The organism is Pseudomonas sp. KH_050 (genome assembly GCF_057838875.1).
Map to the genome: position 1 here is coordinate 124,260 of NZ_CM174478.1, position 23,158 is coordinate 147,417.

Annotated in this window: 11 protein-coding genes and 1 pseudogene; 2 read left to right on the forward strand and 10 right to left on the reverse strand. The window is 61.1% G+C overall.

All coding sequences use genetic code 11. From position 1 onward, the window contains the following. Nucleotides 1-86 precede the first annotated feature (86 nt). From AC3IUA_RS00615 to AC3IUA_RS00645, 7 genes are all read right to left on the reverse strand, one after another. Nucleotides 87-1,103 carry a FecR domain-containing protein gene (locus AC3IUA_RS00615; RefSeq protein WP_489358606.1) on the reverse strand — a complete coding sequence of 339 codons (1,017 nt, stop codon included), beginning with the start codon at nucleotides 1,101-1,103 and terminating at the stop codon, nucleotides 87-89. After that, nucleotides 1,103-1,603, reverse strand: coding sequence for a sigma-70 family RNA polymerase sigma factor (locus tag AC3IUA_RS00620; RefSeq protein ID WP_489358607.1), 501 nt, complete (start codon nucleotides 1,601-1,603; stop codon nucleotides 1,103-1,105). Before AC3IUA_RS00620 ends, AC3IUA_RS00615 begins: the two co-directional genes overlap by 1 nt. A gap of 228 nt (nucleotides 1,604-1,831) precedes the next feature. Further along, a complete protein-coding gene (locus AC3IUA_RS00625) occupies nucleotides 1,832-2,299 on the reverse strand; it encodes an SRPBCC family protein (protein ID WP_489358608.1) in 468 nt (155 codons plus the stop codon). A 31-nt stretch (nucleotides 2,300-2,330) separates the two neighbouring features. Beyond that, nucleotides 2,331-5,792, reverse strand: a complete 3,462-nt coding sequence (locus AC3IUA_RS00630) for an amino acid adenylation domain-containing protein (RefSeq protein ID WP_489358609.1) — start codon at nucleotides 5,790-5,792, stop codon at nucleotides 2,331-2,333. 14 nt (nucleotides 5,793-5,806) lie between these two features. After that, a complete protein-coding gene (locus tag AC3IUA_RS00635) occupies nucleotides 5,807-6,736 on the reverse strand; it encodes a diiron oxygenase (protein WP_489358610.1) in 930 nt (309 codons plus the stop codon). Beyond that, nucleotides 6,733-7,509 carry a DUF3050 domain-containing protein gene (locus AC3IUA_RS00640; protein ID WP_489358611.1) on the reverse strand — a complete coding sequence of 259 codons (777 nt, stop codon included), beginning with the start codon at nucleotides 7,507-7,509 and terminating at the stop codon, nucleotides 6,733-6,735. The genes AC3IUA_RS00635 and AC3IUA_RS00640 overlap by 4 nt, the downstream gene beginning before the upstream one ends. An 815-nt stretch (nucleotides 7,510-8,324) precedes the next feature. Then, entirely contained in the window at nucleotides 8,325-9,035 is a 711-nt protein-coding gene (locus AC3IUA_RS00645; protein WP_489358612.1) for a GntR family transcriptional regulator, read from the reverse strand. A gap of 269 nt (nucleotides 9,036-9,304) precedes the next feature. Here AC3IUA_RS00645 and lapG point away from each other — a divergent pair, with 269 nt between their 5' ends. Both lapG and lapD read left to right on the forward strand, forming a co-directional pair. After that, nucleotides 9,305-10,006 (forward strand): cysteine protease LapG, encoded by a 702-nt coding sequence (lapG, locus tag AC3IUA_RS00650; RefSeq protein ID WP_489358613.1) that lies wholly within the window; start codon nucleotides 9,305-9,307, stop codon nucleotides 10,004-10,006. Beyond that, complete coding sequence (gene lapD, locus AC3IUA_RS00655) at nucleotides 9,993-11,939, forward strand: cyclic di-GMP receptor LapD (RefSeq protein WP_489358614.1); 1,947 nt, start codon at nucleotides 9,993-9,995, stop codon at nucleotides 11,937-11,939. The genes lapG and lapD overlap by 14 nt, the downstream gene beginning before the upstream one ends. Before the next feature lie 97 nt (nucleotides 11,940-12,036). On the opposite strand, the gene AC3IUA_RS00660 is transcribed toward lapD, so the two are convergent. From AC3IUA_RS00660 to AC3IUA_RS00670, 3 genes and pseudogenes are all read right to left on the reverse strand, one after another. Beyond that, complete coding sequence (locus tag AC3IUA_RS00660; RefSeq protein WP_489358615.1) at nucleotides 12,037-12,375, reverse strand: tryptophan synthase subunit beta; 339 nt, start codon at nucleotides 12,373-12,375, stop codon at nucleotides 12,037-12,039. Between the two features lie 137 nt (nucleotides 12,376-12,512). Then, the gene (locus AC3IUA_RS00665) at nucleotides 12,513-16,028 is read right to left on the reverse strand and encodes a type I secretion C-terminal target domain-containing protein (RefSeq protein WP_489362186.1); all 3,516 of its coding nucleotides are present in this window, start codon (nucleotides 16,026-16,028) and stop codon (nucleotides 12,513-12,515) included. Continuing rightward, nucleotides 16,005-23,156, reverse strand: a pseudogene (locus AC3IUA_RS00670) (Ig-like domain-containing protein); the annotation flags it as partial. The pseudogene AC3IUA_RS00670 and the gene AC3IUA_RS00665, both read right to left, overlap by 24 nt. Nucleotides 23,157-23,158: the final 2 nt, after the last annotated feature.

The window sequence follows — 23,158 nt, forward strand, 5'->3', positions numbered from 1 at the left end:
GTCGCTGAAGGCAGATTGAAGTGCTTACAGACCAAGCCGGACTCACAGGGAAAACCCGCCAAAATAAATTGCCGGTGTAAAAGAAATCAGGACAAGCGCTCCAGCGACACCCACCAGCGAGTGCGGTAGCGCAGTTGTATCGGCAGGGTTTGTGGCAGAATGGCGAGCAGTTTGTCGGTGTCTTCCAGGCGGAAAACTCCAGACAGGCGCAAGTCGGCAATCTGCTCCGCGCAGCCCAGATAGCCGTGTCGATAACGTCCCACCTCCTTGAGAAAGTCGGCCAGGCGCATATTGCGCGTGACGATCAAACCCTCCGCCCAGGCCCCCACATCCATATCCAGTGGCGCGGCCAGCCTGGCTTGTGAATGGTCGATCAGATAGCTTTGCCCCGCGTGCACCTGCGCAGACAAGCCCTCGACCAAATGCGGCGAGTGAATGGCGACGCTACCGGTGGTGACGCTCAGCCGGGTGTAGTCGCGGTCCTGTCTGACCACAAAGCGCGCGTCGAGACCTTCGAAAAGCCCATGCCGGCTCTGGACCAACAGAGGGCGGCCATTCGCGGCCTGTCGATCGGTCCCGCAGCTCACCATGATTTCGCCGCGAGTGAGCTTGATCAGCCGCTGCTGCGCGGTGAAGTCCAGATCGGCCGCGCTATCGGTATTGAGCTCCAGGCGCGAGCCATCCGGGAGTTGAAAGCCGCGATGTTCGCCCGTGGCGGTGGCGAAGTCGGCGCTCCATTGTTGCCAGGCCGCCAGATCCTTGCCTACCCACGCAGCCGAGCCCATGAGCAGCGCTGCGGACAGCAGCTTCAAGGCCTGGCGTCGGCCTAAACGTTGTGCGCTGTTTTCCAGAGTATCCAGCGCCACATGCGCTCCCGGCACCGCGCGCAGGTTACTGCTCAGTTCGTGTTGCAGCGACTGCACCCTTTGCCAGGCCAGTTCGTGCTCATGATGCGCCGCGCGCCAGGTCTCGCATTGCTGGCGCAATCTCGGGTTGGCGACGTTATTGCGCAGCCGCAGCAGCCAATGGATGGCTTGTTTGACCACTTGGGGGTGAGGATTGCTCTGGACCCTCAGGTTCATCGAAGCGTTATCCACAGGCATCACGACTCATAACGCAGCAGGTAGCAGTGATAAAGCGCATCGGCGACATAACGCTCGACCGAGCGCAAGGACAGCCCCATATGCTCAGCGATTTGTTTGTGGGTCAGGCCTTCGCATTGCGCCAGCAGGAACGCCTTGCGCACCTTCGGTTTCAGCCCCTCGAGCATTCGCGCGATGCTTTCCAGCAGTTCCAGCACCAGCGCGCGGGATTCGACGCTTGGGGTTTGCGCTTCGGGCAGATGGGCGATGGTTTCCAGGTAGGCGCGCTCGATTTCCTCACGGCGCCAGTGATCGACCACCAGGCCCCGGGCAATCGTGCGCAAAAAGGCCCGCGGGGCTTTCAGCTCGAGTCGTTCGGTTCGTTGTAGCAAACGGACAAAGGTGTCCTGGGCCAGGTCCGCGGCATCGGCGGCATTGCCTAGTCGGCAGCGCAACCAGGTGTTCAGCCAGCCGTGATGATTGCTGTAAAGCGCCTGCACTGCAAAATCAGGAGAGGGCATGAATACGACTGCCTGAGTGGCATAAATGATAATTAGTCTCATTGTCATCAAGGGTCGTAGATTTTGCAACTACCGTTCGATCCGTCAGGCCGCGTTATCGTTCATCGCGAGCAAGCTCGCTCCCACATTTGATCTTCAGTGAGCACAGAATTTGTGTGCGACCGCGATCCAGTGTGGGAGCGAGCTTGCTCGCGATTGCGGTGTGTCTGTCACCGATGAACTGGTGCCCTACACAAACAGCTTGAGCACATTATTCATCGAGTCATCGGCAAAGCCCTGAACGAAGTCCTTGAACCCTGGCATCGCATCGGCACCGCCCTGAGTCGGTTCGGCGATGATGGTCCAGGTTGCCCGGGATTTGCCCGCGTCCAGCGGCTCAACGGTCATGGCGGCCCACAGGTTGGCGACCCCCAGGGTGTTGTAGATCGTCGTCCAGGTCATGCTCATGGCCTGATCGTTCCGTGAGTTGAGTTGCTCGACTACCAGATTGCCGTCCTTGAAGAACTTCTTGCGCAGCGAGGACACGCCTTCGCCGGTCATCTCGATGTGCGACAGGGCGGGGATGAATTGATCGAAACCGGCGAAGTTGCCGACCACCTCCCACACCCGCAGGGCATCGGCTGGAACGTCGACCGAGGCCACAACGTGGCAGCCATGGGGGTTTTTGATCAGGGTATCGGGTTGCAGAGTGGTCATGTTGTGCTCCAGTTTGGTCGGGTTTGATGAATCAAATGAAGTCGATTTCTTTCAGGTAATCGCAGCCCTTGCGCAGCAGCGACGGGGATTTGTGCGGGTAGTGCTCGCCCATCAACCGGACGCCGGCCTGGGCGTTGTCGTGGCCGATCATCGAGATGTCGCCGATGTCTTCCTCGAAGCCGTTGAGGTAGAAGCCCAGCACGCCGAACAGCGCGTTCTCGCTGTCGACCTGGCTCAGCTGCCGTTGCCAGTCAGCGACGCTGACCATGCGGAATTCCCGTCCGGTTTCACGAAAGGACGCCACGTAAGCGTCCCAGCTCAGCGGCTCGGGGTTATGCAGGTTGAACACCGCCTGTTCTGGCTGATAGCGGCTGGCGTGGAAGGCAATGAATCGGGCGAGAAAGTCCACCGGCATCAAGTCGAAGTTCAGGGCGAACGCCGGCACCTGGCCCAGTTGAATCGAGCCCTTGAGCATCAACATCAGGCGGTTCTTATGAGGTTGGCAGACCCCCGTGAGGCTATTGAAACTGATATTGCCCGGCCGATAGAGATTGACCTGAACCCCGCGTTCGCGAGCGCGCTCGAGAATCCGTTCGCCGACCCACTTGGACAGGTTGTAGCCGTTCTTGATGTAGATCGGCGGTGTCAGCGCGGCCGGTTGCTCGAGCACCCGGCCATCGGCGTCGACAGTGCTGGAGGCCGACAGGGTTGAGACGAAGTTGAAGACCTTCTTGCTGCGTCCTTCGCACAGGCGCAGGCATTCGAAAATCGGCTCGACGTTATCCCGAGCCAGCGAGGGGTAATCCATGACGTGATTGACGTTGGCGGCGTTGTGCACCAAGGCGCCGAACTCGCGGTCGAGTCGTTCGTAAACCTCAGGTGCAAGCCCCAGTTCAGGTCGGGTGATATCCGCCGGGTAAACCCGCACCCGACTCAGGTCCAGATGCTCCAGACGGTTCTCGCGTAAGGACTGAACAAAGCGCTCGGCAGCCGATTGCCCGGTACCGTCACGCACCAGGCACGCGACTTCGGTCGCGCCCCAGGCCAGCAATGCCTCGACGATGTGCACGCCGACAAAGCTGTTGGCACCGGTGACGATCACCTTGTGCACATCGCCCATCCGGCTGACCGGCAAGGCTTGTATATCCAGTTCACGCAAGGCGTCGGCCATGGCCGTGTCGCTGAGTACTTCCTCGCTGCTGCTGCCGCTGACCAGTGCCGCCAGCCTGATGATGGTCGGGACTTCGATGAAGCGATTGATCGAGATGCTGCGCCCGAATTGTTCACGTAAACCCAGGAGCAGCCGTGACAGGAGAATCGAGTGGCCGCCGAGATTGAAGAAACTTTCGTCGGTGGAAATATCGCTGGCCGGCAACTCCAGCAACTCGGACCACAGCTTCAGCAACTGCGCTTCATCAGCCGTTTCGGGTAATCGACGCGGGTGGTTTTCAAGGACGCTGACTGGCAGTTCCAGCAGCGCTTTGCGATCCACTTTGCCATTGCTGGCGTAAGGCATGCTCGCCAGTTCGGTCCAGGCGGTTGGTTGCATGTAGTCCGGCAGAAACTGCGCCGCATGCGCTGTCAAAGCTTCGCGGGCGCTGCCTGGCTGATTTTCCTGGGGCTGAGCGAGGAACGCCAGGATTCGTCGGTTGCTGTCGATGACCACCGCAATCTGGCGGAACAACTGACTGTCCCGAAGACAGCGCTCGATCTCCTCGGGTTCGACCCGGAAGCCGCGAATCTTGACCTGGTTGTCGCGCCGGCCGCAGAGCTCAATGCCGTCGGCCGTCCACTTCGCCATATCACCGGTGCGATAGGCGCGCAGGCTTTGGCCGTCGGGCAATGGCAAGTCCAGATAGCGTTCGGTGGTCTGCTGTGGGTTATTCAAATAGCCCAGACAAACCCCGGGCCCGACGATGTACAGCTCGCCAACGGTGTGCTCGGCAACCGGCTGGAAGGCTTCGTCGAGAATCAGTACCTGGCTGTTAGCGATCGGCGCACCCAGGGTACGGTTGCTGTCGCCGGCCTGCAGTCGCCGCGCGGTGATCAATACCGTGGCTTCCGTCGGGCCATAGAGATTGTACAGCTGGCATTGCCGGGCCAGGCGCTCGATCACGTAGGGTTCGCAGACGTCGCCACCGGTCATCACATGCTCGAGCCCCAACGGCTGGTCGAGAGGCAAAATGCTCAGCAGTGCGGGCGGCAAAAAACCATGGCTCAGACGCTGGCGGCGGATCAATGCCACCAGTTGCAGCGGGTCGCGGCGCTCGTCGTCGCTGGGGACGATCAGCTCGGCGCCCTGGATCAGCGTCGGGAAGATATCGATCAGCGATGAGTCAAAGCTCAGGGACGAAAACTGCAACACCCGGCTGTGCTCGGTCAGTTGCACATAGGCGGCGTACCAGGCGCTGAAGTGCGCCAGATTGTGCTGGCTGAGCAACACGCCTTTGGGGTGGCCGGTGGTGCCCGAGGTGTACAGCGCCATGCACGGCGCATCGCTGGCGGGGCGTTGACTCATCAGCGGTAACGAGAGATCCGCGGTGCAGGCGTCGATACGGCTGATGTCCAATCCGGGCATCGCGGTGCTGAGCGGGTGCAGGCCATCGTGAAGCAACAGCCGTGCTCCGGCATTTTCCAGGATGTATTGCTGACGTTGCAGCGGATGGCCCGGTTCAAGTGGCAGATACACCGCACCGCTGCCGAGAATCGCCAGAATACCTGCGTAAAGTGCGCTCGATTTCGGCAGGCAGATACCCACCACCAGTGGCCCGTCGACGGTCCTGTGGGGTTCCAGTAGCGGCAGCAATCGCTGCTGGATCGCCAGGCTTTGGACGTGCAAGTCGCCATAGCTGATGGACGTGTCGGCGATGTTCAGCGCTGGCCGGCTGGCGAATCCCTTGAGGCTCTGTTCGAGCCTTTCGATCATCGGAATGTGCGCCAGTCGCAACAGATCCGGTTGCTGGGTGAGATTGAACCGGTGCGCGTAGGCCAGTCGCTCCAGCAGTAACAGGTTTTCCCGATGCCTTGGGTGGCAAGGTTCGCCGGGGCCCGCCCGCAGGAAGTATTCGGCATCGCGGGAGAAGCGACTGACCATTATGGCAACAGCGTCCACCAACTCGGCAACTACCCGTATACGCAGCATCTGGCCGTTGCCTGAAGGTTCATCAGCCACCGGCAATCGGGCAATCAGCCGCTGCTCGGTGCCCAAGCCGTACTCGCAGAGTACTTCGAGTTGCGGTAAGCCGTATTCGCTTGATGGCCCTGCGCCCAAACGCAAACTTAGCCGTACACAGTCGCCAAAGTCCCGCAGGCGCTGCGCCGAGATCGTGAGGCTGCCGTCGTCGATCAGCAGGTCGGCGCGGCTGACGGGTTGCTCGTTCAGGGCCCGACCGTCCGTCAGGCGGGCAAGTGAGTGGCCATGTTGTTCCAATTCCTGCGCCAGGTCGTTCAAGGCCTGACTCTGGCCGATGAGCAGAATGTCGAGACGTCTCATGGTGTTCTCCTCGGTCAGACCAGGTAGGCGCTCAGGGTGTGCTGGACGCAGGGCGAATCCAGTAACGAACTGCTGCGCAAAAACCGCACGATGTTGGCGACCAGCGGGTGATGGCGATTGATCGGGAAGGCCAGCCCGGATACTTCGCTCTTGAGTGCCAGCCTTGCGGCGTCACTGAGCTGCAAGTGCTCGATCAATTGAAAGTCGAAGGCTTTCTGGATGTCGTTGGTCAGGTAGTGAGCGATGAACACCGGCAGAATCTGCGCGATGCTTTGCCGATCGGTTTCGCTTGCGCCATGCCAGTAGATGCGCACCAGCCTTGCCCAGAAAACCGAGTGTCGGCCCTCGTCCAGCAGGTGGTCGGCCATCAGTCCCTTGATCGATTGCTTGACCGTGTCGTCCTTGGCGAAGGCTGCGACATCGTTGGTCACGGTGTTCTCGGCAATCGCCACGCAAATAAGCTCCACGGCGGCGCGCAGAGGGTCCGGTGCCAGTGCCAGCGCAGCCGGAATTGCCCGGCTCAACTCGATTTCACGGGGCAGCTCGATCGGCGTGATGCCGGTCATGGCGATGGTCTGTTGCATGAAGTCCATGGCCACCAGCGCGTGGTAATCCTCATCCACCACCACGGTCATGGCGTCATAACGACAGGCGAACGGGAAAGGCACCGCGAAGCGATTCTTGGCGATGCTGCGTGCGGTCTTGTCGACTATTTCAGTTTCGAAGATCACCACGTCGTTGATGAATTTGTAGAGCGTCTGCACCAGGGCAAAATCCCGTTGCTCGGGGCACTCGCGCAAAAAACTTTCGCCCAGCACCAGGGGCTGGCGACTCAGGGGATAAATCAGCTTGTCATCGTTCTCGACCATGCGCCGCGGACGGGTGCGGATGGTTGCCCGGCTTTCCCAGGCTTCAGCGAAGGATTGGTAGTCGGCGGCGTTCATGCGCTTACCTCGGCGATCGTTTCAGCCATGCTCAGGCGCAAGCCGTCCCACAATGCGATGCGGCTTTGCACCGCAGCGATGGCGGCGGTGTAAACCTCTTCTTCGCGTTGCGGGTCGCCATCGACCAGTCGTGCGAGGAGTTTTTCCGCAGCCGGGCCGTGGTCTTCGGAGTCGACTTCGATATGCCGTTGCAGGTAGTAGCGAAAGGTCGGTGCCTGTTCGATGCCGATGCCCCAATCGTCGAGGATGCGCTGGAACATCTGCGGAATGACGCTTTCACGACCATGTAGAAATGCCGCGGCGACGCTATGGGCCGGAGCATGCAGTGCCGTGTGCAGGGTGTGCCTGACGAAGTTCGCCGTGGCCGGATCAACCTCCACGCTTTGCAGGGCGGTGTCATAGCTCACGCCTTCGCGTTGCAATGCCACGAAGCGTTCGACCACCGCGGTGCTGGCGCCGACTTCACGCATTGCATCCAGGTACAGCTCGTAGTGGCTGTAATGACCGTGATCGACTCGATTATCCGATTCTTCGCCCAGGACAATTTCATTGATCAGTCGAGCCGCTTGAGGGTCTTGCGGCGCAAGCCATGGCAACTGGACGCAGGTCAATTCCTGTTGCAGGCGTTTGGTTAGCGACATGAAGTCCCAGACGGCGAACACATGGCTTTCCATGAAACGCTGGAGTATCGGCAGCGAGTTTATTTCCGAAAAAATCGGGTGTGCGCTCAGTTCCGATTTTTTAAGTCGAAGCAGTTCTTTGTTTGAATTCATGGTGTGGCCTCTAACTTGTGGGGGTGAGTGGCAGGCGGTTTCATATGTAATTGAACGTCCGATTGGCTTTTTAACGGGCGAACAAGTGCCTCAAGTTGATATTGATAAAATTCTAATGTGGATCAAGGGTTGATAGCCTTGCGCGCCATGGCCTATAGGCCTGGCTGTCATTGCGCTTCAGCTTCCGTTGTCAGTGATTCAACTCCACTCAACATGAACTGGCTGGGCAAGTTCATGTCGGCGGAGAAAAATTAATACACGGGATAAGTGTCGGGCAAGTGTTTTTTATATTATTTATACCGTGTGGTTTTTCAAGCGCGACAAGTTACGATAAAACAATGAAGGCATGTTTTATTGGGGTGAAGTTGTTCCTTCCGGCTTAGATAAGTCAGAATTAAAGTAAATGAGTGAATGCCTCACTCGGAGCAACTTTCTGATGGGCGAGTTGAAGTGGATTGATAGTGTCGGAGGTGGGTCAGGGACATCCCGGTCCTACCTTCCAGTGGCAAGTCTCCTTCTGTGCGTCCAGTGCGCGAGGACTGTGCAGGTGCACGCCGCTCGATCATTTCCAGTTGGCAAACTCAAGAGTGAGCCCAAATGGATGACGCTGCTATCACTGGCGCAGGGTTGAAGGTGCCTTGAATACTGGAAGTGGGAGCTGGTGCTCAGGTTCTGGCGGTTGCAGAGGTCGGAAACGAGGCGCTTCCTGGAGGGGGAAAAGCAGGATTTGCAGGTAGATTACTCGCTGAGCAGTCCGGGGTGACGATTGACGATCAACCGGGCCCCGTGGGAATGCATCGCGCTCCCCACGTTTTTCACTTCGGTGTTTTCTTGCCCAGGGGATCAGTGTCGTTCAAATAGCGGGTAATCACTTCGACCCCACGGTTGAGATGATTCTCGAGGGCCTTTACACACTGTTCGATGTTCCGTTCTTCGGCCATGCGCAGCAGGTGCCGATGGTCGTCCTGGGAGATTTTTCCCAGGCCCATGGCCTCAAGGTTGAAGCGCAGAAAACGTTCTTCCTCGATCAGCCCGCTTTCTACCAGGCTCAACAACCTGCGGTTGGGGGCTTTGCCATACAGGGCCATATGGAACAGGCGGTTGAGCCTGCCCATCTCGGCGTAATCGGTTTCGGTTTCGAGGGCGTCGATGTAGTGGGCGGCCAGGGTTAAATCGGCGGCTTCAAGCAAGGGAATCGATAGGCGCAGGGCTTCGGTTTCCAGCAGGATGCGCAGGGCGTAAGTCTCTACGGCATCGCCCTCGATCAAGGGCGCGACGACGGCACCTTTGTGGGGGATCACGTGTAACAACGACTGCGCTTCGAGTTGTCGCAAGGCCTCACGAACAGGCATGCGGCTCACACCAAAGAGGTCCGCCAGATCTTGCTGGCGAAGGGCGGCCCCGCAAGGCAAGCGACCATCGAGGATCGCCGAGCGCAAGGTTTCTTCAATCACTGAGCGAGCAAGATGAGCGGGTATCGGTCCGCTGACCGGAATACTGCTCAAAGGGTTCGGCTTCTGTGTCACAACGACGCTACCCTGTTTCTGAAATGGATGGGCTTTATTGGATCCAAATGCACACTAGTGACTGCCTGGTCACTTGTCAAACCGCTTAAAAATGTTCCCATAACGGCAGTTTCTTGGCGGCAATGAGCCTGTAAAGATCGCAGCCTGCGGTAATTCCTTCCTCTTAGTTTAGCGCGTCCAATAAGCCGTGATTGCACGGTGCCATTGTCTTTTACCTATCGAACCTTCACCATCAATCGATTTCCCACAACCCCCTCGGACGACTCGCATTGGCGGTACGTTTAGCTCTCCCTCGGATCCTGCGCTGGCTATGTTCAGCGGTGCTTCTGGCCAGCGTCCTGCTGGGTGGCTTGCATGCCGATTGGGATTTTTCGCTGATCAGTCGTCGAGCCCAGGCATTGTACGGGCCTTTGGGTGAAGGGCAGCAGAGAATCGATGCCTGGCAGCGATTGTTGGTCACGCAAAACCAGGTCGGCGAGCTGGAACAGCTCAAACGGGTCAACCTGTTCTTCAACAAACACATGCGCTACGAAGAAGACATCGACCTGTGGCAACAGGTCGATTACTGGGAGACTCCGGTCGAAGCCTTATGGAAGGGCGCAGGTGATTGTGAGGACTACGCGATTGCCAAGTACTTCAGCCTGCGTCGTCTCGGGGTCTCCAGTGACAAACTGCGGATTACCTACGTTAAGGCCTTGCGCTTGAACCGCGCGCACATGGTGCTGACCTACTATTCGAGCCCGGACGCCATGCCGCTGGTCCTCGACAGCCTGATCGACGGGATCAAACCGGCCAGTCAACGAACCGACTTGCTGCCGGTCTACTCCTTCAATGCCGAAGGGTTATGGCTGCCGGGCGCCAAGGGCAACAAAAAAGTCGGTGATACCAAGCGTTTGTCGCGCTGGCAGGATGTACTGAAAAAAATGCAGGCCGAAGGTTTTCCAGTAGAGGCTAATGATGTCCCTGTTTAAACAACTGTTGATCGCTATCTGTCTGTTCCTGGTGGTCGCCTTCAGCGGCAGCTTCATGGTCAGCCTGGAAAGCTCGCGCGCTCAATACGTCAATCAGCTGCGCTCTCATGCGCAAGATGCCGCGACAGCGCTGGCGCTGTCCCTGACGCCGAATATCGACGACCCGGCGATGGTCGAATTGTTGGTCAGTTCGATTTTCGACAGCGGCTATTACGCGAGCATTCGGGTGGTGGACCTGGCGACCGACAAGGCCCTCGTCGAGCGTAGCGGCATTGCGCAGATCAATAGCGTGCCGGACTGGTTCGTCAAATTGATCGGCCTGGACCCCGCCGGTGGTGATGCGCTAGTCAGTCGTGGCTGGGAACAGGCAGCGCGGGTCGAAGTGATCAGCCATCCGATGTTTGCCTTGGCCAAGCTCTGGCAGAGCGCCCTCGGCAGCCTCGGTTGGCTGTTGATCTGTGGCGCGGCGAGCGCGGGGCTGGGGGCGCTGTTGCTGCGTCGGCAGTTGAAGCCGCTGGACTATATGGTCAAGCAATCCCACGCCATCGCCCGCCGCGAATTCCTCAGCCTGCCCGAGCTGCCGCGCACGCCGGAATTGCGGCGGGTAGTACAGGCCATGAACCAGATGGTCGAGAAGCTCAAGGCGCTGTTTCAGGAGCAGGCTGAACGCAGTGAAAAACTACGGGTCGAGTCCTACCAGGACAACCTGACGGGCCTGGCCAATCGGCGCTATTTCGAGATGCAACTCAATGCCCGGGTCACCAACCCGGAGCAGGCCAGTTCCGGTTATCTGTTGCTGTTGAGGGTCAAGGACCTGGCCGGTTTGAATCAGCGACTGGGCGGGCAGCGCACCGACCAGTTGTTGCAAGAGGTCGGTCAGCAACTTCTGCGCGAGTGCGCCAAATACCCGGAAACCCTGAACCTGGTGACGCGGATCCGTGGTGGCGAATTCGCCGTGCTGGCGCCGGGGCTGGTTCACGAGGAAGCGTTGCAACTGGCACAGAACCTGGAGAGCACCTTGCTCAGCCTGCAAGCGACCGGCGCCTCGGATGTGTCGCCGGTGGCCTATATCGGGCTGGCGCCGTTCGCCCATGGCGACTCCCCGCAAGCTTTGCTCGGCCTTGCCGATCAGGCGCTGGCCCAGGCTGAAACCCAGGGCCAGCCAAACTGGACCTGCCTCGATCACAGTGCCGCAGCCAGCTTCGGCGATGACCATCTAGCCTGGCGTACGCTGCTGGACCGTGCGTTGAGCGAGCAACGCTTTGAGCTGTACTTCCAGCCGGTGGTGGCCAGCCAGGACCCGCAGTTGGTGCTGCACTATAAAGCCCTTTCACGCTTGCTCGATGAGCAGGGCCAGACCATTGCCGCCGGGCGTTTCCTGCCGTGGCTGGAGCGCTTTGGCTGGACCGCGCGCCTGGACCGCCTGATGCTGGAGTTAGTCCTTGTGCAGATGGCCGACCATGAAGAGTCGCTGGCGCTGAACCTGTCCGCCGCGACCCTGGCTGACCCGCAGGCATTGAACAGGATTTTCGATCTGCTGCGTCAGCACTCCGATCTCGGGCCAAGGCTGACCCTGGAAATCGGTGAAGAGCAATTGCCGGAGCAAGCAGTGCTGGAGCAGTTGACCCAGCGTTTGCATGAGCTGGGTTTCTCCCTGAGCCTGCAACGTTTTGGTGGGCGATTCAGCATGATCGGCAACCTGGCGCGGCTGGGGCTGGCCTACCTGAAAATCGACGGCAGCTACATTCGTGCGATTGATCAGGAAAGTGATAAACGGCTGTTTATCGAAGCTATCCAGCGCGCCGCCCATAGCATCGACTTGCCGCTGATTGCCGAACGAGTGGAGACCGAAGGCGAGCTGCTGGTGATTCGCGAGATGGGCCTGTACGGCGTGCAAGGCCAGCTGTTCGGCGAGCCTGCGCCTTGGGAGTGAGGGCTTGATTCTTGCGTTGCCGTTGTAGAAGCGAGCTTGGCCGGGCGATCAACTGTGGCGAGGGAGCTTGCTCCCTCGCCACAGGAAAGCGCTGCCACTAGATCAACCCTGTTTCTTCATCATTGATCAAATGGCTCAACCCACCCAGGGCTTCACGGGCCTGGGTCCGGTCCATCAGCTTGGCCTGGGCTGCCGGCGGCAGGTCGGTGACGCGAATCACCCCTTTGCTGGTCAGCACCTGAATCAGGTCGTCGAGTACCCGGATCATGTCCAGGTCACTCTGCTTGAGTTGCTTGAGGCTGGTTTCCACCGCTTCGTTGGCGTACCAGGCCTGGATTTCATGGTGGTCGGCGGGGAGCGTTTCCGTCGCTTCGGCGTAGGCGGCGGCTTCCACGCGAACTAGCTGACCTTGAGCATCGCGTTGCACGTAGAACATTGAGAATCCCTCATGAATGGACCAGCGTCATGCTGTCAGCAGCATAGGCCAACTGGGTGCGAGTATGCGGTGCGCAGAGAAAATCGTCACGAGGCGCTCACCGGCTGCCCCTGATGGGTAGCCGGTGAAGCCGTGGATCAACTGTTGTTGTGATCGACCTTGATGGTCGGATCACCGCCGGAGATCAGCGAGTTGACGCTGACGCCCGTCCAGTTATTGCCTTCCAGCTTGATGGTCACGTCGGCATTGGCGATACCGCCGGCGGCATTGAGCTTGCCTTCGGAACTGACCTGCAGGGTCGACACGCCTTCAGCGGTGGTGATCTTCAGGAAGTTGTCGATAGTGCTGCCGGTCTCGCCCTGCAACAGATCACGCAGGTCGATACGATCGCCATCGCCGGACTTGAAGTCCTTGATCACGTCGTTACCGGTGTCGCCGGCCTTCCAGACGAAGGTGTCGGCGCCCGAATCACCACTCAGAATGTCATTGCCCTTACCGCCGAATAGCATGTCGTTGCCCGCGCCACCCAACAGCGTGTCAATGCCGCTACCGCCGAGCAGGATGTCATTGCCACTGCCACCATCGAGGAGGTCATTGCCACCCTGGCCGAAGATGATGTCATTGCCCGCACCGCCCAGCAGCGTATCGGCACCGTCATGGCTGCCAGACACGTCGAAAGCGTTGTAGTGCTCGGTAATGTACTGGTGCACATTGCTGGTAGTGACCTTGCTGACGTCCACGCCGTTCTGCTGGGCGACGAAGGCCTGCATGGCCTGGTAGCCCTCACTGGCGATACCGTTGAAGCTCACCAGATCACCGAACAGGATGTCGGCACCGTCGCCGCCGTTGACCTTGTCGGCGCCCGGGAGGGTCGCCTCGGTGTGGCCGACAATGGCGTTGGCCAGGTCCGTCGGATTGATGTAGGACTGCGGATTATTATCGGTGTCGTATGGTTTCAGGTCGTCGGGGCTGATGTCATAGTTCAGGCCGATGGCTTCCACCTGAGACAACTTGCTCAGTGCGGTGAAGCTGGCGTTCGATCCGTCGGCCGATTCGATGTAGTTCCACCAGTCCGCGTAACCGCTCCCGCCGAGTTTGGACAACTCGAAGGTGCCATCACCCTGGGCATGAACGACGCCTTGGTATTTATCGTCCCATTTTTTTTCGTCCTTGGTCGACAGCGTCAGTCTGCCATCGGTGTCGATGCTGAGTTTGTGCGTGGGGTCGATTTTCAAGCTGTAGGCCGTTCCCGGCTTGTAATTGCTGGCGAGCAGCACATCGTCGAGCGTCACATCGCCATACAGCGTCGGATTGGTCTCCTCGTCAGTCTGGTAATAGGTCGGTTTACCGTCGGTGATGAAATAGGTCAGGTTCGTGGCATTACTGTTGCCCAGGGCCTCGGCGCTTTTGAAGAAGTTGGCAGTGGCCTTGAACACGTCTTCGTAGTTGGTACCGCCTCCGGACTCCATCGATTTCAGTACCGACTTGAGCTCCTTCAGCGCGTCCGGGTCGTTCAGGTTGACCGAGACCGACCTGTTGACCTGATTGTCGAAGTCCGCAAGGAAGATGTTCACCGTGCCTGCGCCGGCGACACCCAGACTCTGCTTGAGGGTGTTGAACACCGAGGTCAGCGAGTTCTGGGCGGCTATGATCGCGTTGTCTTCCATGCTGCCCGAACTGTCGACCATGAATGCGATGTTGTAGTTCTTGCCCGGTACCACCGTCAGTCCACCGATGTCGGCAACCATAACGTCGTTGTTGCCTGTGCCGACGATAGTGTCATTCGCGGTGGTGCCGGTAACCGGGGTGTAGATTGCCTGGTTAATCGTGACCGGAATCTGCGTCGTACTAGTGGCCGAACCGCCCTGGCTCTCGGTCGAGACCGCCGTAACCGTCAGTGTGTCGGTACCGGTGGAATACGGCGCCGGGGTGTAGCTCAATTTGCTCACATCCCACCCGCTGAGGTCGGCGACCGCATTGCCGGTTGTGCCGGTAAAGGTGTGCGTGCCGTCGGTGAGCGTCGCACCCACCGGGATGCCGCCGATCTGGGTAATGACCTGGGTTTCGGACCCATCGGTGTCCAGCGAGGTTACCTTCAGGTCCAACGCTACACTGCTGTTTTCGGCCACCTGAGTAGTGGTGGCGGACACGATCGGTGCATCCGCGACCGCGGTCACGCTGATGTCCAGTGCGGTGCTTGAACCCGTGTTGGTGGTGTAGGTCACACTCGGAACCTTGCCGCTCCAATTGTCGACCGGGGTGAAGCTGTAGTCACCGTTGGCACCGAGGGTCAACTTGCCGACGTTTACCAGGGTGGCAGTACTACCTGCTGTGTACTCGATACCGCCAACAGTGAACTTGGCCACGCTCAGGACGTTATCCACATCGCGGTCGTTGCTCAGTACGTTACCGGTGGCGGCGATGTCTTCTGCGACGGTTTTGGTGTCAGCCGTCAGCACACTCAGGTCGTTGACCGGGGTGACGCTGATGTTCAGCGTGCTGGAGGAGCCGGTGTTGGTGGTGTAGGTCACCTGTGGAACGTTGCCATTCCAGTCGGCAGCCGGCTTGAAGCTGTAGTCGCCGTTGCTGGAGATGGTCAGAGTCCCGACATCGGTGATGGTCGCGGTCTGGCCCGAGGTGAAGCTGCCATTCACCCCGGTCACGCTGAAGCTGGTGACGCTCAGGGTGTTATCGATATCGTGATCGTTGGTCAGCACGTTGCCGGTCGCGTTGTGGTCTTCGTCGACGGTGATCTTGTCCGCCTGCAGCACGCTTGCATCATCGACGGCAGCGACGTGCACTACCAATGGAAGCGAGGTGCTGGCGCTCGGAACATCACCGTCTTTGGCGGTGGCCGTCACGGTCAGGGTAATGTCGCCATTGAAGTTCGTCGGCGGTGTCAGCTTGAGCGTGGACAGGTTCCAACCGGTGATGTCCACCGACGTCGAACCGTCGACAGCGTTGAAGGTGTGGGTGCCGTCGGTGAGTTTGGAGCCCGCCGGCAAGCCGCCCAGTGTGACGGTGAGTATTTCCGAGCCATCGACGTCGTTGGTGTGGGCCTGGATGGTTGACAGCAGGATCGCGTTGTCTTCAAGGCCCGAGTTGAGCATCTGGGTGACGTTGATGTTGTCCAGCAGGCCACCCAGGCTGTTGCTGTCCCCGGCGCGGAACTCGAGTTTCTGGTTGCCATCGGCAGTGACCGGAACGTCGAAACTGTAGTGCTGCATACCGGTGGTCGTGGTGTTCAGGGTGCCAATGAGTTGGCCACCCCAGTACACATTGATGAGCGAATTATCGACGCCGGCACGCGGTGCATAGTCGAACGACACGTTATAGGTGGTGCCGGCCTTCGCATCGATAGTGGTGTAGAGGTTGCTCGCATCGCCGGTGTTGCGCTCCAATTCGATGACCTGGTTATTGCCGCCGGCACCATAGACGCTGGCCTTGCCGATTTCGACCTTGCCACCGCTGTTGTCCGTGTGCCACACGCCATTGCCGAGCTTGCTGACATCGATATCGCTATGCGAGCCGTTCAGAGCGACTTCCTGGAAGTCGGTCGAGACGACCATGCCGCCGCCGCTCAGTGACAGGCTCGGGGTATCGGTGACTGGCGCGACGACAATGGTGCCGGTCGCCGAAGCCGCGCAAGGCATGCCTTGGTTGTCGGTCGAGCTGTAGGTGAAGCTGGTGGTGCCACTCCAGTCGCCGGTTGGCTTGAAGTAAACCGTTGCGCCGTTGGCGGTTGCGGTGATCACGCTGCTGGCGCTCAACGCGATGGTCCCGGCGGCATCAGCGTAAAACCCGCCATTGGCCGGCAGGCCGGTCAGGGTGAAGTGGCCGACAGTGCCGTCGAGGTCATTGCCGCCAAGTTGCACGGCGATCAGATGATCTTCATCACCGCTGGCCGAGGTGGTATTGACGGTCGGTGCGTCGTTGACCGAATTGAGCGTGAGGGCCAGCGTGCTGATGGAATGGGTGTTAGTGGTATAGCTGATCAGTGGAACGGTGCCATTCCAGTTTGCTGTCGGGGTGAAACTGTAGTCACCGTTTGCGGCGATGGTCACTGTGCCGACGCCGGCGATAGTCGCGACTTGGCCCGCGGTGAAACTGCCGGTGATGCCTTGTACGGTGAAGGTCGCGACACTCAAGGTGTTATCGACATCGCTGTCATTGCCCAGCACATTGCCGGTGGCCGTGACGTCTTCGGCGCTGGTTTGGCTGTCTGCTGCCAGCACGCTGGCGTCATCGACCGGGGTGACGCTGAGGTCGAGGGTGCTGCTGGCGCCGGTGTTGGTGGTGTAGCTGACTGGCGGCACGCTGCCGTTCCAGTTCGCCGCCGGGGTAAAGCTGTAGTCGCCGTTGGCGGCGAGGGTCAGGGTGCCGACGCCGCTGAGGGTCGCGACTTGACCCGCGGTAAAGCTGCCAGTCATACCGGCGACAGTGAAGCTGGCCACGCTCAGGGTGTTGTCGACATCGCTGTCGTTATTCAGCACATTGCCGGTGGCCACGGCGTCTTCGGCGCTGATTTGGGCATCGGCAGTCAGCACGCTGGCGTCGTCGACCGGGGTGACGCTGAGGTCGAGGGTGCTGTTGGCGTCGGTGTTGGTTGTGTAGCTGATCGGCGGCACGCTGCCGTTGTAGTGCGCCGCTGGGGTAAAGCTGTAGTCGCCGTTGGCGGCAATGGTCACGGTGCCGACGCCGACGATGGTTGCGACTTGACCGGCGGTGAAACTGCCGGTCATGCCTTGTACGGTGAAGCTCGCGACACTCAGGGTGTTATCGACATCGCTGTCGTTGCTCAGCACATTGCCGGTGGCCGTGGCGTCTTCGGCAATGGTTTGGGCATCGGCAGTCAGCACGCTGGCGTCGTCGACCGGGGTGACGTTGAGGTCGAGGGTGCTGCTGGCGCCAGTGTTGGTGGTGTAGCTGACCGGCGGCACGGCGCCGTTCCAGTTCGCCACCGGGGTGAAGCTGTAGTCGCCGTTGGCGGCGAGGGTCAGGGTACCGACGCCGCTGAGGGTCGCGACTTGACCCGCGGTGAAGCTGCCAGTCATACCGGCGACAGTGAAGCTGGCCACGCTCAGGGCATTGTCCACATCGCTGTCATTGCCCAGCACGTTGCCGGTCGCCGTGGCGTCTTCGGCGACGGTTTGGCGGTCAGCGGCCAGCACGCTGGCGTCGTCGACCGGGGTGACGCTGAGCTCCAGGGTGCTGCTGGCGCCGGTGTTGGTGGTGTAGCTGACCGGCGGCACGCTGCCGTTCCAGTTCGCCACCGGGGTGAAGCTGTAGTCGCCATTGGCAGCGAGGGTCAGGGTGCCGACGCCGACGAGGGTCGCGACTTGGCCGGCGGTGAAACTGCCGGTCATGCCTTGTACGGTGAAGCTGGCGACACTCAGGGTGTTGTCGACATCGCTGTCGTTGCCCAGCACGTTGCCGGTGGCAACGACGTCTTCGGCGACGGTTTGGCGGTCAGCGGCCAACACGCTGGCGTCGTCGACCGGGGTGACGCTGAGCTCCAGGGTGCTGGTCGAACCGGTGTTGGTGGTGTAGCTGACCGGCGGCACCGCGCCGTTCCAGTTCGCCGCCGGAGTGAAGCTGTAGTCGCCGTTGGCGGCAACGGTCAGGGTGCCGACGCCGCTGAGGGTCGCGACTTGACCCGCGGTAAAGGAACCGGTCATGCCTTGTACGGTGAAGCTGGCGACACTCAGGGTGTTATCGACATCGCTGTCATTGCCCAGCACGTTGCCGGTCGCCGTGGCGTCTTCGGCGACGGTTTGGCGGTCAGCGGCCAGCACGCTGGCGTCGTCGACCGGGGTGACGCTGAGGTCGAGGGTGCTGCTGGCGCCGGTATTGGTGGTGTAGCTGACCGGCGGCACCGCGCCGTTCCAGTTCGCCGCCGGGGTGAAGCTGTAGTCGCCGTTGGCGGCAACGGTCAGGGTGCCGACGCCGCTGATGGTCGCGATTTGGCCGGCGGTGAAACTGACGCCTTGTACGGTGAAGGTCGCCACGCTCAGGGTGTTATCGACATCGCTGTCATTGCCCAGCACGTTGCCGGTGGCGGTAGCGTCTTCGGCGCTGGTTTGGCGGTCAGCGGCCAGCACGCTGGCGTCGTCAACCGGGGTGACGTTGAGCTCCAGGGTGCTGCTGGCGCCGGTGTTGGTGGTGTAGCTGACCGGCGGCACGGCGCCGTTCCAGTTCGCCACCGGGGTGAAGCTGTAGTCGCCGTTGGCGGCAATAGTCAGGGTGCCGACGCCGCTGAGGGTCGCGACTTGACCCGCGGTAAAGGAACCGGTCACACCGGCGACGGTGAAGCTGGCCACGTTCAGGGTGTTGTCGACATCGCTGTCGTTGCCCAGCACATTGCCGGTCGCGGTAGCGTCTTCGGCGTTGGTTTGGGCATCGGCAGTCAGCACGCTGGCGTCGTCAACCGGGGTGACGTTGAGCTCCAGGGTGCTGCTGGCGCCAGTGTTGGTGGTGTAGCTGACGGACGGCACGGCACCGTTCCAGTTCGCCACCGGGGTGAAGCTGTAGTCGCCGTTGGCAGCAATAGTCACGGTGCCGACGCCGCTGAGGGTTGCGACTTGACCTGCGGTAAAGCTGCCAGTCATACCGGCGACAGTGAAGCTGGCCACGCTCAGGGTGTTGTCGACATCGCTGTCGTTGCCCAGCACATTGCCGGTGGCAACGACGTCTTCGGCGACGGTTCGGGCATCGGCAGTCAGCACGCTGGCGTCGTCAACCGGGGTGACGTTGAGCTCCAGGGTGCTGCTGGCGCCGGTGTTGGTGGTGTAGCTGACCGGCGGCACGCTGCCGTTCCAGTTCGCCACCGGGGTGAAGCTGTAGTCGCCGTTGGCGGCGAGGGTCAGGGTGCCGACGTTTTCGATGGTCGCGGTCTGGCCGGCGGCGAAACTGCCGGTCATGCCTTGTACGGTGAAGCTGGCGACACTCAGGGTGTTGTCGACATCGCTGTCATTGCCCAGCACATTGCCGGTCGCGGTAGCGTCTTCGGCGCTGGTTTGAGCATCGGCAGTCAACACGCTGGCGTCGTCGACCGGGGTGACGCTGAGCTCGAGGGTGCTGCTGGCGCCGGTGTTGGTGGTGTAGCTGACGGACGGCACGCTGCCGTTCCAGTTCGCCACCGGGGTAAAGCTGTAGTCGCCGTTGGCGGCAATAGTCAGGGTGCCAACGCCGCTGAGGGTCGCGACTTGGCCCGCAGTAAAGGAACCGGCGACGCCTTGTACGGTGAAGCTCGCCACACTCAGGGTGTTGTCGACATCGCTGTCGTTGCCCAGCACATTGCCGGTCGCGGTAGCGTCTTCGGCGTTGGTTTGGGCATCGGCAGTCAGCACGCTGGCGTCGTCGACCGGGGTGACCTTGAACTCCAGGGTGCTGCTGGCGCCGGTGTTGGTGGTGTAGCTGACCGGCGGCACGGCGCCGCTCCAGTTCGCCACCGGAGTGAAGCTGTAGTCGCCATTGGCGGCGAGGGTCAGCGTACCGACGCCGCTGAGGGTCGCGGTCTGGCCGGCGGTAAAGCTGCCAGTCATACCGGCGACAGTGAAGCTGGCCACGCTCAGGGCATTGTCGACATCGCTGTCATTGCCCAGCACATTGCCGGTCGCTGTAGCATCTTCGGCGCTGGTTTGGGCATCGGCAGTCAGCACGCTGGCGTCGTCGACCGGGGTGACGTTGAGCTCCAGGGTGCTGCTGGCGCCAGTGTTGGTGGTGTAGCTGACGGACGGCACGGCGCCGTTCCAGTTCGCCACCGGGGTGAAGCTGTAGTCGCCGTTGGCACCGATAGTCAACGTGCCGACGTTTTCAATGGTCGCGGTCTGGCCGGCGGTGAAGCTGCCGGTCACACCGGCGACGGTGAAGCTGGCCACGTTCAGGGTGTTGTCGACATCGCTGTCGTTGCCCAGCACATTGCCGGTCGCGGTAGCGTCTTCGGCGACGGTTTGGCGGTCTGCTGCCAACACACTGGCGTCATCGACCGGGGTGACGTTGAGCTCGAGGGTGCTGCTGGCGCCGGTGTTGGTGGTGTAGCTGACCGGCGGCACGCTGCCGTTCCAGTTCGCCACCGGGGTGAAGCTGTAGTCGCCATTGGCGGCGAGGGTCAGCGTGCCGACGTTTTCGATGGTCGCGGTCTGGCCGGCGGCGAAACTGCCGGTCATGCCTTGTACGGTGAAGCTCGCGACACTCAGGGTGTTGTCGACATCGCTGTCGTTGCCCAGCACGTTGCCGGTGGCAACGGCGTCTTCGGCGCTGGTTTGACTGTCTGCTGCCAGCACGCTGGCGTCGTCGACCGGGGTGACCTTGAGCTCGAGGGTGCTGCTGGCGCCGGTGTTGGTGGTGTAGCTGACCGGCGGCACGCTGCCGTTCCAGTTCGCCACCGGGGTGAAGCTGTAGTCGCCATTGGCAGCAATGGTCAGGGTGCCGACGCCGACGATGGTCGCGGTCTGGTCGGCGGTAAAGGAGCCAGTCACACCGGCGACAGTGAAGCTGGCGACACTCAGGGTGTTATCGACATCGCTGTCGTTGCCCAGCACATTGCCGGTGGCCGTGGCGTCTTCGGCGCTGGTTTGACTGTCTGCTGCCAGCACGCTGGCGTCATCGACCGGGGTGACGCTGAGCCCGAGGGTGCTGCTGGCGCCAGTGTTGGTGGTGTAGCTGACTGACGGCACCGCGCCGTTGTAGTGCGCGACCGGGGTAAAGCTGTAGTCGCCGTTGGCAGCAATAGTCAGGGTGCCGACGCCGCTGAGGGTCACGGTCTGGCCGGCGGTGAAACTGCCGGTCACACCGGCGACAGTGAAGCTGGCCACGCTCAGGGTGTTGTCGACATCGCTGTCATTGCCCAGCACATTGCCGGTGGCCGTGGCGTCTTCGGCGCTGGTTTGGGCATCGGCAGTCAGCACGCTGGCGTCGTCGACCGGGGTGACGCTGAGGACCAGGGTGGTGCTGGCGCCGGTGTTGGTGGTGTAGCTGACTGACGGCACCGCGCCGTTGTAGTGCGCCACCGGGGTGAAGCTGTAGTCGCCGTTGGCGGCAATGGTCAGGGTGCCGACGCCGCTGAGGGTCGCGGTCTGGCCGGCGGTGAAACTGCCGGTGACGCCTTGTACGGTGAAGCTGGCCACGTTCAGGGTGTTATCGACATCGCTGTCGTTGCCCAGCACGTTGCCGGTGGCGGTAGCGTCTTCGGCGCTGGTTTGGGCATCGGCAGTCAGCACGCTGGCGTCGTCGACCGGGGTGACGCTGAGCTCGAGGGTGCTGCTGGCGCCGGTGTTGGTGGTGTAGCTGACCGGCGGCACGCTGCCGTTCCAGTTCGCCACCGGGGTGAAGCTGTAGTCGCCATTGGCAGCAATGGTCAGGGTGCCGACGCCGACGATGGTCGCGGTCTGGCCGGCGGTAAAGGAGCCAGTCACACCGGCGACAGTGAAGCTGGCGACACTCAGGGTGTTATCGACATCGCTGTCGTTGCCCAGCACATTGCCGGTGGCCGTGGCGTCTTCGGCGCTGGTTTGACTGTCTGCTGCCAGCACGCTGGCGTCATCGACCGGGGTGACGCTGAGGTCCAGGGTGCTGCTGGCGCCGGTGTTGGTGGTGTAGCTGACCGGCGGCACGCTGCCGTTCCAGTTCGCCGCCGGGGTGAAGCTGTAGTCGCCGTTGGCGGCGAGGGTCAGGGTGCCGACGCCGGCGATAGTCGCGACTTGGCCTGCGGTGAAACTGCCGGTCATGCCTTGTACGGTGAAGCTCGCGACACTCAAGGTGTTATCGACATCGCTGTCATTGCCCAGCACATTGCCGGTGGTCGTGGCGTCTTCGGCGCTGGTTTGGACATCGGCGCTCAGCACGCTGGCGTCATCGACCGGGGTGACGCTGAGCTCGAGGGTGCTGCTGGCGCCGGTGTTGGTGGTGTAGCTGACCGGCGGCACGCTGCCGTTCCAGTTCGCCACCGGGGTGAAGCTGTAGTCGCCGTTGGCACCGATAGTCAGGGTGCCGACGTTTTCAATAGTCGCGGTCTGGCCGGCGGTAAAGCTGCCAGTCATACCGGCGACGGTGAAGCTGGCCACGCTCAGGGCATTATCGACATCGCTGTCGTTGCCCAACACGTTGCCGGTGGCCGCGGCGTCTTCGGCGCTGGTTTGACTGTCTGCTGCCAGCACGCTGGCGTCATCGACCGGGGTGACGCTGAGCTCCAGGGTGCTGCTGGCGCCGGTGTTGGTGGTGTAGCTGACCGGCGGCACGCTGCCGTTCCAGTTCGCCGCCGGGGTGAAGCTGTAGTCGCCGTTGGCGGCGAGGGTCAGGGTGCCGACGCCGGCGATAGTCGCGACTTGGCCTGCGGTGAAACTGCCGGTCATGCCTTGTACGGTGAAGCTCGCGACACTCAAGGTGTTATCGACATCGCTGTCATTGCCCAGCACATTGCCGGTGGTCGTGGCGTCTTCGGCGCTGGTTTGGACATCGGCGCTCAGCACGCTGGCGTCATCGACCGGGGTGACGCTGAGCTCCAGGGTGCTGCTGGCGCCGGTGTTGGTGGTGTAGCTGACTGACGGCACGCTGCCGTTCCAGTTCGCCACCGGCGTAAAGCTGTAGTCGCCGTTGGCGGCAATAGTCAGGGTGCCGACGCCGACGAGGGTCGCGACTTGACCCGCGGTAAAGGAGCCAGTCACACCGGCGACGGTGAAGGAGACCACGCTCAGGGTGTTATCGCCATCGCTATCGTTATTCAGCACATTGCCGGTCGCGACGGAGTCTTCAGCCAGTGCGCCGGCATCAGCGGTCAATACAC